At 62.8% G+C, this 11,891-nt stretch carries 10 protein-coding genes; 4 read left to right on the top strand and 6 right to left on the bottom strand.

Annotated features, from left to right (window positions below; genetic code table 11):
* Window positions 1-309: 309 nt before the first annotated feature.
* Both NKI59_RS14170 and NKI59_RS14165 read left to right on the top strand, forming a co-directional pair.
* The gene (locus NKI59_RS14170; RefSeq protein ID WP_352704852.1) at window positions 310-1,671 is read left to right on the top strand and encodes a pilus assembly protein TadG-related protein; all 1,362 of its coding nucleotides are present in this window, start codon (window positions 310-312) and stop codon (window positions 1,669-1,671) included.
* A 387-nt stretch (window positions 1,672-2,058) separates the two neighbouring features.
* Entirely contained in the window at window positions 2,059-3,327 is a 1,269-nt protein-coding gene (locus NKI59_RS14165; protein ID WP_352704850.1) for a class I SAM-dependent methyltransferase, read from the top strand.
* On the opposite strand, the gene NKI59_RS14160 is transcribed toward NKI59_RS14165, so the two are convergent.
* The gene (locus NKI59_RS14160) at window positions 3,328-4,071 is read right to left on the bottom strand and encodes an MOSC domain-containing protein (RefSeq protein WP_352704848.1); all 744 of its coding nucleotides are present in this window, start codon (window positions 4,069-4,071) and stop codon (window positions 3,328-3,330) included.
* Entirely contained in the window at window positions 4,071-6,026 is a 1,956-nt protein-coding gene (acs, locus tag NKI59_RS14155; RefSeq protein WP_352704846.1) for an acetate--CoA ligase, read from the bottom strand. Before acs ends, NKI59_RS14160 begins: the two co-directional genes overlap by 1 nt.
* A gap of 306 nt (window positions 6,027-6,332) precedes the next feature.
* Between acs and NKI59_RS14150 the strand changes: the two genes are divergently transcribed.
* Window positions 6,333-6,605, top strand: a complete 273-nt coding sequence (locus tag NKI59_RS14150; protein WP_023678111.1) for an usg protein — start codon at window positions 6,333-6,335, stop codon at window positions 6,603-6,605.
* A 45-nt stretch (window positions 6,606-6,650) separates the two neighbouring features.
* Here the strand turns inward: NKI59_RS14150 and NKI59_RS14145 are convergent, their stop codons facing one another.
* Both NKI59_RS14145 and NKI59_RS14140 read right to left on the bottom strand, forming a co-directional pair.
* Entirely contained in the window at window positions 6,651-7,685 is a 1,035-nt protein-coding gene (locus NKI59_RS14145) for an aldo/keto reductase (protein WP_352704844.1), read from the bottom strand.
* A gap of 56 nt (window positions 7,686-7,741) precedes the next feature.
* The gene (locus NKI59_RS14140) at window positions 7,742-8,923 is read right to left on the bottom strand and encodes an MFS transporter (protein WP_352704842.1); all 1,182 of its coding nucleotides are present in this window, start codon (window positions 8,921-8,923) and stop codon (window positions 7,742-7,744) included.
* A gap of 137 nt (window positions 8,924-9,060) precedes the next feature.
* On the opposite strand from NKI59_RS14140, the gene NKI59_RS14135 reads away from it, so the two are divergent.
* Window positions 9,061-9,969 (top strand): LysR family transcriptional regulator, encoded by a 909-nt coding sequence (locus NKI59_RS14135; protein WP_352500794.1) that lies wholly within the window; start codon window positions 9,061-9,063, stop codon window positions 9,967-9,969.
* Window positions 9,970-10,028: 59 nt separating this feature from the next.
* Here the strand turns inward: NKI59_RS14135 and NKI59_RS14130 are convergent, their stop codons facing one another.
* Window positions 10,029-11,078: an aldo/keto reductase gene (locus NKI59_RS14130; protein WP_352471289.1), complete on the bottom strand. Its 1,050-nt coding sequence runs from the start codon at window positions 11,076-11,078 to the stop codon at window positions 10,029-10,031.
* Window positions 11,079-11,187: 109 nt separating this feature from the next.
* Entirely contained in the window at window positions 11,188-11,850 is a 663-nt protein-coding gene (locus tag NKI59_RS14125; protein ID WP_352471288.1) for a YggS family pyridoxal phosphate-dependent enzyme, read from the bottom strand.
* Window positions 11,851-11,891: the final 41 nt, after the last annotated feature.

Below are 11,891 nucleotides of genomic sequence, written 5' to 3'. Positions count from 1 at the left end.
GTCCGTGTTTCCATTTCCCGCCACCGCGATCGTGCTGAACCGGTTCGATACATCTCGTCTGTACCGGATTGGGACGCAGTCCAGTCGTCCTGAATTGCGAGCCTGTTCGTGGTAAGCGCTTTGTCAACAAAGCCGTGCCGGCGCAGCTTTCGTTTACCCGCTGTTTACTCTGCCGCCGTTCGAAACCGTTTGGAAACAATGACCTGATCGCGGGCCGGTCGCTTTCCCGGGCCTGGCGGCGCGATCCGGCCGGATTCCTGCAATGCGCGTTCGGACAGCTGCAGGCTGTAGCGAATGGAGGCGGAAGGAATGCGGCGTTTCGGGGGTCTTGTTCAGACGATCGGCGGCTTTGCCGCCGATCGCAGCGGAAATTTCGCGGTCCTGTTTGGGATAATCGGCTCAGTGCTGGCACTGAGTGTCGGCTTTGCGGTCAACGTGTCCCAACTCTACAATGTAAAATCGAGCCTGCAAGGCGTGGTCGATGCAGCGGTCACCTCGACGGCCCGCGACCTGACAACCGGCGTCATCAGCGAGGCCGACGCCAGCAAATCGGTGCAGGCCTTTCTCGATGCCAACAGCACGGCGGGTATCCTCCAGGACAACCAGATCGTCCTCGACAATCTGGTTGTCGACAGGACAGCCAAGACTGTCCAGGCGGACGTCCATGTCAACGTCAACTACTATTTCCCGCTTTTCAGCACGGGTGGCATGCAACGCGTCCCCGCATCGACGACGGCGCTCTATTCGGACAAGCAGATCGAAGTCGCTATGATGCTGGACGTGACCGGGTCGATGGCCGGCCAGAAAATCATCGATCTACGGGCGGCCGCGGCGAATGCCGTCGACAGTTTCCTGGGCGGCCAGGACCCTGCCAAGCCACGTGTGCGGGTTGCCATCGTGCCTTACGCGAATTCGGTGAATGCCGGCGCGCTTGCCGCCAGCAGCGTCTATGTGGAAACCACCGCCAGTCAACGCAAACAGGCGCCGGCCAATGACGCCGTGCAGTATGTCTCGGGCCTCATCCGTCCTGACAATTGCGCCACCGAACGCAAGGGGACCTACCAATATTCGGACGCAGGCCCCGACGCCAGCATGGTCAACCGCGACTACCTGCTGTCGTCCTTCGCCTGGCAAACCGGCACCGCCGCCTGCCCGGCCGCCACGCTGATGCCGCTGACGGCGGATGCGACGGCGCTCAAGACGGTCATCAAGAATTTCGTCGCCTCCGGCGGCACCGCCGGCCATATCGGCGTGCAGTGGACCTGGTACATGCTCTCGGAGAACTGGGGGAGCATAATGAGGACTTCGCAGCGGCCGGCCAAGATGGATCCAAAAAAGGTCGCCAAAATCGCGATCCTGATGACCGACGGCGAATTCAACCTGTCCTACTTCGATGCGAGCACGGTGAGCGACGTCTACAATGACGCCGGTAAGGAGCCGACCCGCACGGCCGCCAAGAAACTTTGCGCTGCCATGCGCGACAACGACATCGAGATCTTCACTATTGGGTTTGACCTGAACGAAACGAATGCCAAGGCGACGCTCCAGGATTGCGCGAGCCCGGACACCGCCAAGATCAAGCACTTCTACCAAGCTGCCAATGGAACCGAACTCAACCAGGCTTTCCAGGACATAGCGCGCAACGTCGAGATGTTGACCGTAACCAAATAAGGGACAACAGCCCAAAAAGGAAAAGGCCGCCGCTTCTTGCGAAGTCGGCGGCCTTCCGTGTTTCCGTCCATGGCGCGGCTCCTGGCGGCGACGGTTGGTCGCCAGCCGCGCATCTCGCGCCTTAACGGGAAGACTGCTTCCCGAAAGTGCGATCCGCTGAGGCCACGTTCTGGAAAACGAAATCACTCGACATCGGATCACCTCCTTTCGATTTGTTGAACACTTCCTCATGATGGGGTGTCATCCAGCAAATGGCAAGGCGCGGCACTCGAAAATCCTGAACAAGCGTGCTTGTGCACCCGGGCGGCTTGCGGCCGGCCGATCGGGCAGGCAAGATCGAGCCGCGATTGTTCCGGGCCGTTATTTGCCGGGTAAGGGAGGACGGGGATGGAGGCAGCCGAGAGAGCGGCCCGGATTGTCCGGACGGTCATCGAGACGCTGAAGCCGGGTTTCGCGGTGAGGCTGTGGACAGGCGAGCGGATCGGCCCGGCTACCGGCCCGGTGCTCACTATCAACGACCAGGACATCGTCTGGCAGATCGTACGTCGGCCCTCCTTATCGACGCTGATCGAGATGTGGATTGCCAAGGCGGTCGACGTCGAAGACGGATCGCTGTTCGATTTCTACGCCTTGCCCACGCACGGCAAGCTCAGGACGAAGCTCAAGACATTGCCGAAGCTGGCGATCCTGCGCGACCTGCCGGCGGTGCTGTTTTCGCGAAAACAGATGACGACGCGAACCGATCTTTCCGGCCGCAATCCTTTCGTCAGCGGTTCGAGCAAGGAGGCGATCCAGCATCATTACGACATTTCCAACGCATTCTACCGGCTCTTCCTCGACGAGCGCTTGGTCTATAGCTGCGGCTACTTCAAGGATTTCGCCAACGATATCGATCAGGCCCAGAGAGACAAGCTCGACCATATCTGCCGCAAGCTTCGGCTGAAGCCCGGCGACAGATTGCTCGACATCGGCTGCGGCTGGGGAGCGATGCTAATCCATGCGGTGAAGAATTATGGCGTCGTCGGCCACGGCGTTTCGCTATCGGAAGCACAGACCGAGCTCGCCCGTGAACGCATCCGCGCCGCGGGGCTGGAGGACCGCATCACCATCGAGATCAAGTCCTATGCCGAGCTGTCCGGCTCCTTCGACAAGATCTCGTCGATCGGCATGTTCGAGCATCTGGGGCTTGCCAACCATGCGGCCTATTTCTCGAGGATCCATCGCCTGCTCAAGCCGGGCGGCATTTATCTGCACCACGCCATCACCCGGCGCGACAAGGGCAGCTTGAAGAAGACGCTGCGCAAGGGGCCGGAATTCAAGGCGCTGATCAAATACATTTTTCCGGGCGGCGAACTCGATACGATCGGCATGACGCTCGGCAATCTCGAGGCGCACGGCTTCCTCGTCTACGACGTCGAAAATTTGCGCGAGCACTATGCGCGCACCTGCAGGCTATGGGCCGAGCGCCTCCGCGCACGCTTCGACGAAGCTATCGCCGAGGTCGGCGAAGCCAAGGCGCGGCTCTGGCTGCTTTATCTCACCGGCTGCTCGATTACCTTCGAACGCGCCTCGGCGCAGGTTTTCCAGACCGTCGCCACAAGGCGCGCGCGTGGGCCGAGCGGCCTGCCGCCGACGCGGGCGGATTTGTACCGATAGCTACAGGAGGCGCATCGTGGCGCCGATCTCGACGCGGGCCGGTCGATCGACGGTGCAGTAGACGCCGAGGTTATGGGCGTTGTGGCGGACCAGGCTGCGCAGGATTGCCGGGTCGTGGTCGAACCCGTCCTGGCCAATGATGGTGAAGCCGCAGCGGCGGCACGGCTCGGAGATGGTCAGGAGCAGGTCGCCAATCGCCAGCTTGCGCCCGATCCATTCCGTCTCGGGGAACGATCCCTCGACCTCCGGCATATCGACGACGATGTTGGGGCGGAAGCGGCGCGCGTCGGCGGTGCCCTCTGGATGCAGCACTTTCAAACGCGCCAGTGAGGCGGTGGTCAGCAGATGAATAGGGGCTTTGACGTAGCGTTCCGTCAGCAGAGGGCCGGCGTAATCCGGAGCCGCATTTTCCCGACGGAACGGCCGGATGGAAGCCGCAAAGCCGAGATAGGCGCAAATGGCGCGATCACTTTGCGCGCCAGGTGCCGAAAGCCAGCGTCCGTCGGGGATGGCGACCTCCAGCCTGCCGGCCTGCGACAGCCGGGTGCGGATGCGGGGCACCTTGTGCCATTTCGCTTCGCGGTCGGGCCGTGCGATTTCATCGGTCGAGGTATCGACAAGACCAAACAGGCGGTCGCCTTCGACGGTATGCCAGTCGACGGAGATCGCCTGCTGAAACTCGCCGGCGAGCGAGCTCGCGGGATAGCGCCAAAGCTCGGTGACGGCGCCCAATGCGGGTTGCATCAGCCCTTCTTGTTTTGCCGGTTGGCGATAAGGTCGTCGACGACCGCCGGATCGGCCAGCGTCGAGGTATCGCCGAGCGCGGCAAAATCATCCTCGGCGATCTTGCGCAGGATGCGTCGCATGATCTTGCCGGAACGCGTCTTCGGCAGGCCGGGCGCGAACTGGATCTTGTCGGGCGAAGCGATGGCGCCGATCTCCTTGCGGACATGGGCGACGAGCTCCTGGCGCAATTCCTCGCTTGGCGTCTCGCCGGCCATCAGCGTGACATAGCAGTAGATGCCCTGGCCCTTGATATCGTGCGGGTAGCCGACGACGGCGGCCTCCGAGACCTTCCCATGCGAAACCAGCGCCGATTCGACCTCGGCGGTGCCCATGCGGTGGCCGGAGACGTTGATGACGTCGTCGACGCGGCCGGTGATCCAGTAGTAGCCGTCAGCATCGCGGCGGCAGCCGTCGCCGGTGAAGTATCTGCCCTTGTAGGTCGAGAAATAGGTCTGCACGAAGCGGTCGTGATCGCCATAGACGGTGCGCGTCTGGCCCGGCCATGAGTCGGCAATACAAAGATTGCCGCTGGCTTCGCCTTCGAGCACCTTGCCGTCGGTATCGACTAGCTGCGGCTTGACTCCAAAGAAGGGCCGCGTCGCCGAACCCGCCTTGAGGTGGGTGGCGCCCGGAACCGGCGTGATCATGATGCCGCCGGTCTCGGTCTGCCACCAGGTATCGACGATCGGCACCTTGCCGTTGCCGACGACGTTGAAATACCACTCCCAGGCTTCCGGATTGATCGGCTCGCCGACGGTGCCGAGCACGCGCAGCGACTTGCGCGACGTTTTGGTGACATGGGCATCGCCGGCGCCCATCAGCGCGCGCAACGCCGTCGGCGCCGTGTAGAAGATGTTGACCTTGTGCTTGTCGATCACGTCCCAGAAACGCGACTGCGACGGGTAGTTCGGCACGCCTTCGAATATCAGCGTGGTGGCGCCGTTGGCGAGCGGCCCGTAGACGATATAGCTGTGGCCGGTGACCCAGCCGACATCGGCGGTGCACCAGTAGATATCGCCGTCATGATAGTCGAAGACATATTGGTGGGTCATCGAGACATAGACGAGATAGCCGGCGGTGGTGTGCAGCACGCCCTTCGGCTTGCCGGTCGAGCCGGATGTGTAGAGGATGAACAGCGGGTCCTCGGCGTTCATCTTCTCGGGCTTGCATTCGGCCTTAACCGTGGCGACCTCGTCATGGTACCAGACGTCGCGCCCGGCGGCCCAGCCGGTCTTGCCGCCGGTCCGGCGCACGACCAAGACCTTTTCGACTTTCGTTCCGGCCTTGGCGGCGATCTCGATCGCCTTGTCGGTGTTCTCCTTCAGCGGGATAGGCTTGCCGCCCCGCAGGCCTTCGTCAGCGGTGATGACGAAGGTCGACTTGCAGTCATCGATGCGTCCGGCCAGCGCATCCGGCGAAAAGCCGCCGAAGACGACCGAATGAATGGCGCCGATGCGCGTGCAGGCGAGCATCGCATAAGCGGCCTCCGGGATCATCGGCATGTAGATGGTTACGCGGTCGCCCTTCTTGACGCCCTGCTTTTTCATCACATTGGCGAGGCGGCAGACATGCGCGTAAAGCTCGTTATAGGTGATCTTCCTGTCGTCGTAGGGATTGTCGCCTTCCCAGATGATGGCGGTCTGTTCGCCGCGCTTCTTCAGATGCCGGTCGATGCAGTTCCAGGAAACGTTGGTCTGGCCATCCTCGAACCATTTGATCGAGACCTGGCCGTCGAAGGACGTGTTCTTGACCTTGCTGTACGGCTTGAACCAGTCGATGCGCTTGCCGTGCTTGCCCCAGAACTTGTCCGGGTTCTTGACGCTGTCGGCGTACCATTTCAGGTAGGTGTCATTGTCAATCAGCGCGTTCTTCTTCCACGCCGGCTGGACGCGATGGACATGAACATCGGACATTTCTTCGCCTTCCTCCCCAAAACCAAAACCGCCGGCTTGACTGCCGGCAGGATCGCGGCGATGCGGCCGCGAATTCGCGCGCATTATTAACAGTTCGGCGGTGACGGCAACATTAGACGTTGGATTCGCGCGGCGGGATGCCACAGGTGCCTTGCCGGGCGGTGTCAGCACTCTCGTGAGGCGGCTGCTAAGCGCATGTTTTTGCGGGAGGAATCTAGTTTGATCGCAGAAATATCAATAGACGAATAAGTAAATGGGGTGCACAATTTCAGGCTGGGAGGAAGGAGAATCAACCAGGGGACCGCAATGCGCGACCATTCAGAAATGGACCTGATGCTCAAGGGCTATGGCTTGACCACGGCCAAGATTCTTTATCACTTTCCAGATCATCCGCATCTGCTGCAGAGCTTCATCTGGCAGGATTACGACATCGCCCCGAAATTCCCGGTGCTGATCCGCTTCATCGAGTTCTGGAAGGCCAAGCTCGAAGGCCCGCTGCATTCGGTCAGCTACACGCACCAGAAGCTGATCGCGCCGAACGAATGGCGCAAGGTCGACGGCGAGTTCGTTCTGCATTAGCCGGGCGGGCGGCAGCCTGGGAGCCGCCGCCCAGCTTTTGGAGCGTCAGACTGCGGGCGGGTTCAGCCGGGCAAAACCCTCCTGCCGGCGATAGGGAAAATACGGATAGGGTGCGGTGACCTCACTTGCCGTGTCGAGCTTCTTCATCTGCTCGGCTGTCAACGACCAGCCGACGGCGCCGAGATTCTGGCGCAACTGCTCCTCGTTGCGCGCGCCGACGATGACGGAGGCGACGGTCGGCCGCTGTAGCAGCCAATTGATGGCGATCTGCGGTATGGTCTTGCCGGTTTCCTCGGCGACAACATCAAGCGCGTCGACGACCCGATAGAGATGCTCATCCTCGACGGGCGGTCCGAAGCTTGCCGTGTCGTGCAGCCGGCTTTTCTCAGGCAGCTTCTGGCCACGGCGGATCTTGCCGGTCAGGCGGCCCCAGCCGAGCGGGCTCCACACCAGCGCACCGACACCCTGGTCGAGGCCGAGCGGCATCAACTCCCATTCATAGTCGCGTCCGACCAGCGAGTAATAGACCTGATGGGCGACGTATCGGGGATAGCCGTATCTGCCCGCCAGGCCGAGCGATTTCATCACTTGCCAGCCGGAAAAATTGGAGACGCCGACATAACGCAGTTTGCCGGCGCGCACGAGACTGTCCAGTATCGACAGCACCTCCTCGATCGGTGTTGCAGCGTCGAAGGCGTGCAGTTGCAGCAGGTCGATGTAGTCGGTGCCAAGGCGCCCCAGCGCGTCTTCGACGGCCTTGATCAGGCGTGAACGTGACGAGCCGGCATCGTTGGGACCGTCGCCCATCGGCAGCGAGGTCTTGGTCGAGATCAGCACGGCGTCGCGGCGGCCCTTGATGGCAGCGCCGAGCACTTGTTCGGAAGCGCCATTCGAATAGACATCGGCGGTGTCGAACAGGTTGACGCCGGCCTCAAGGCAGATGTCGACCAGCCGCCGTGCTTCCGTCGCATCGCTGTTGCCCCAGGCGCCGAACAGCGGGCCTGAACCGCCGAAGGTTCCAGCGCCGAACGAGAGCGCCGGGACCTTCAGGCCTGATGCGCCAAGATTTCGATAATCCATGGGTTTGCTCCTTGTGGAAGGATGGCTGTTTCAAAGATTGGTTGAGGTTTGCCGTTCTATGACCGTGCGATTTCCGGTGTGGCGAGGACAGGATCTCGGTCGAGGCGTAGCGCAAACGCCGCCACGGCAAGCGCTGAAAGCGGCAACAGGGCCGCGACCCAGGTGACGGCATCGAGGCCGGGACCATGGGCGATGACCACGCCGCCGAGCCAGGCGCCGGCAGCATTGCCGAGGTTGAAGGCGGCGATGTTGAAGGATGAGGCGAGGCTCTGGCCGGCGCCTTGCGCCTTTTCCAGTACCCACATCTGCAGCGGCGCCACGGTGGCGAAGGCGGCGGCGCCGAGCAGGCCGACATAGATAACGGCCATGACCTGGCTGTGCAGGGCGAAGGTCATGGTGCCGAGCACCATCGCCAGCACGACGAGACTGCCGAGAACGGACGGTACCAACCAGCGGTCGGCGAACTTGCCGCCGGCGAGGTTGCCGGCGATGAGGCCGCCGCCGAAGACCAGCAGGATCGGCGACACCGCTGCTTCGTCAAAACCGGTGATCTCGGTCAGCAACGGGGCGATGTAGGTGAAGACGGCGAAGACGCCGGCATAGCCAAGCACGGTGGTAGCAAAGCCAAGCAGGACCGGCGTGCGGCCGAGCACGGCGAGATCGGCGCGCAAATTGCTCTTCTCAGGCTCTGTTCGGCTGCGCGGCACCAGCAGCAGAATGATGGTAAAGGCGGCGATGCCGACCAGGGTCACCGCCCAGAAGGTCGCGCGCCAGCCGAAGGCTTGGCCGAGCCATGTGCCGAAGGGCACGCCGAGGATGTTGGCGATGGTCAGGCCGGTGAACATCAGGGCGATCGCCGAGGCTTTCTTGTTGGGCGCCACCAGTCCGGTCGCCACGACCGAGCCGACGCCGAAGAAGGTGCCGTGGGCGAAGGCGGTCAGCACGCGCGCACCCATCAGCGTCCAGTAGTCTGGGGCAAGCGCACAAGCGAGGTTGCCCAGCGTGAAGATCGCCATCAGCGCCAGAAGCACGGTTTTGCGCGGCCAACGGCCGGTTGCGATCGTCAGCAGCGGCGCGCCGATGACAACGCCGAGCGCATAGCCGGAAATCAGCTGGCCGGCAGCTGAGATCGAGACGCCGAGATCGGTGCTGACGTCGAGCAGCAGGCCCATGATGACGAATTCGGTGACGCCGATGCCAAAGGCACCGGCGGCAAGAGCGTAAAGAGCAAGGGGCATGGCGGTTCCCACTTCGATGACGACCAGTTTTGACGACGGGCGCCGTGTCCTCCCACGCCCCGATCCGGAAGATCGTGCCGCGATGTGCTGTGAACCAGCCTTGCATCGGGCACATCGTCTGTGAAATAGATTCACCAATGGCCAGGCCCGACATCAATCGCTCCGGCGAGATCGAAGTGTTCGTCCGCGTCGTCGAGGCGGGCAGCTTTTCAGCCGCTGCCCGCGCGTTGCGGATGACGCCGTCGGCGGTGAGCAAGCTGATCGCGCGGCTGGAGGCGCGGCTTGGTGCGCGGCTGGTCAGCCGTTCGACGCGCAAGCTGCAACTGACGCCGGAGGGGGCGGCGTTCTTCGACAGCGGCGTGCGCGTCCTTGCCGACATGGCGGCGGCCGAGCGCGAGGCAGCGGCGGGTGCCGCGCCACGTGGCCGGCTGCGGATCAACAGCTACGTGCCTTTCGGGCAGCATCGGCTGATCCCGCTTTTGCCGCGTTTCCTAGAGCGCTACCCCGAAATCTCGGTCGATCTGGTGTTGACCGACGATGTCATCGACCTGATGGAGGAGCGCGCTGACGTCGCCATCCGCGCCGGGCCACTCGGCGAATCACGGCTGGTGGCGCGCAAGCTCGGGCAGAGCCGGGTGGTCGTCGTTGCGGCGCCATCGTATCTCGAAGCGCGTGGCACGCCCAAGACGCCCGCCGACCTCGATCGTCACAACCGGATGGGATTCCGTTTCGTTCGTCACCTCGAGGGCTGGCCTTTTATCGACGCGGCCGGCAAACCGATCACCCTGTCGATCATCGGAAATACGCTGGTCAGCGACGGCGAGGCGATGCGGCTGATGGCGCTCTCGGGGGCGGGCATCGCCCGGCTGGCACGCTGGCATGTGGAGGCCGACATTGCCGCCGGCCGGCTTCTGCCGCTGCTGGAAGATTTCAATCCCGGCGACGAGGAACTCACCCACGCCGTCTATGTCGGCCAAGGCAAGTATCTGCCGGCGCGGGTGCGGGCGTTTTTGGACTTTTTGGTCGAGACTGTTCGGCTGACTTGAGCCCAAAAAAGATAGGGAGCCTGCCGGCTCCCGAAGCATCAAATCGAAGGTAAATTGAACTACTTTTTCGGCACAAAGGGCGCCGGCCGCCGGCCGGCCGCCTGACGCTCCAGCATCCAGCCCGGGTATTCGGCGGGCAGGGCACTGACTTCGTCGAGGCGAACAAGATCATCGGCATCGAGCTGCAACTCGGTGGCTGCAAGGTTCTGTTCCAGCTGCTCCATGCGGCTGGCGCCGATGATGACGCTCATCACGAATGGCTTGGCCAGGACATAGCCGAGCGCCACCGTGGCGACGCTGACGCCGTGCTTGACGGCGATCTCGCGCATGACAGCGACCGCTGCCCAGGCACGGTCCTCATTGACCGGCGGGAAATTGAAGCTGGCGCGACGGCCCTCGCCATTGCCGGGGGCGCCCGGTCCGTATTTGCCGGAGAGCAGGCCGCCAGCCATCGGCGACCAGACCATCAGCCCGAGTTTCTCCTCGTTGAGCAGCGGCACGATTTCGCGCTCGAGATCGCGGCCGGCGATCGAATAATACGACTGCACGGTCTCGAAGCGGGCAAAGCCTTTGCGCTCCGCAATACCCAGCGCCTTGGCGATGCGCCAGGCCTGCCAGTTCGAGACGCCGACATAGCGGACCTTGCCGGCGGCAACCAGGTCGTCGAGCGCCCGCAGCGTTTCGTCGATCGGCGTCACCGTGTCGGTGCCGTGCAGCTGGTAGAGATCGATGTGATCGAGCTGTAGCCGCTCGAGGCTGCTCTCGACCGAATCCATGATGTGGCCGCGCGAGGAACCGCGCTGGTTCGGGCCGCCGCCCATGGCGCCATGAACCTTGGTGGCGATGATCACGTCCTGACGGTTGACGCCAAGGTTCCTGAGCGACTGGCCGAGAAGCCGTTCCGAGGCGCCGAAGGAATAGACATCCGCCGTGTCGAAGAAATTGACGCCGGCGGCGAGGGAGCGGGCAACGATCTCGTCGACGCCCTTCTGGTCGAGGCTGGCGATCAGGCCCCATTGGGCATTCTCGCCGGCCGCGCCGAACGTCATCGTGCCGAGGCAAAGTTCGGAGACGAACATCCCCGTATTTCCAAGTTGATTGTAACGCATGGTGGCTCCAGACGGGTTGAGAATAACTCGACCCATATAGGAACGAAACGTTCCGTTTCTATACGCTGGCTTAGTCAATGTCAGCCTGTGGCCTAAGGTCGGCTGCGCCTCATCTGGCGCCGAAAATCGCCGATCCAACCCTGACACTGGTCGCGCCGAAGGCGATCGCGGTTTCGTAGTCGCCGGACATGCCCATGGAGAGCTTGTCGACGCAGGCCTCGAGCCCAAGCTTTTCCAGCAGCGCGAAATGCGGACCGGGGTTCTCGTCGGCCGGCGGAATGCACATCAGCCCTTCGATGGCGAGGGCGTGAACCGAGCGGCAGCGGGCGACGAAGGCGACAGCCTCGCGTGGCTCGATGCCGGCCTTTTGCGGCTCGGAGCCGGTGTTGACCTGGACATAGAGCCTTGGCGTCCTGCCCTGCCTGGCGATTTCCTTGGCCAGCTCTGCGGCGATCTTTTCACGGTCGATGGTTTCGATGACGTCGAACAATGCCACCGCTTCCTTGGCCTTGTTCGATTGCAGCGGACCGATCAGATGCAGCTCGACGTCGGGAAACGCCGTCCGCAGTGCCGGCCATTTGGCTTGTGCTTCCTGGACGCGGTTTTCGCCGAAGACGCGCTGGCCGGCCTCGATGACGGGGCGGATATCGGCGGCGTCGAAGGTTTTCGAGACCGCGACCAGCGTCACCGCTCCGGCCTCACGGCCTGCCTCGCGCTCGGCGGCAGCGATCCTTGCCTTGACCGTGAAAAGCTGTTCGGCGGCGCTCGCCATGCCTATATCCTGCCTGTGTTTGGCTTTTCGCCGGATCGCCG

The sequence above is a fragment of the Mesorhizobium sp. M0598 genome (assembly GCF_040320865.1).
Classification (GTDB): Bacteria; Pseudomonadota; Alphaproteobacteria; order Rhizobiales; family Rhizobiaceae; genus Mesorhizobium.
This window is presented reverse-complemented; position numbering and strand designations above follow the sequence as displayed.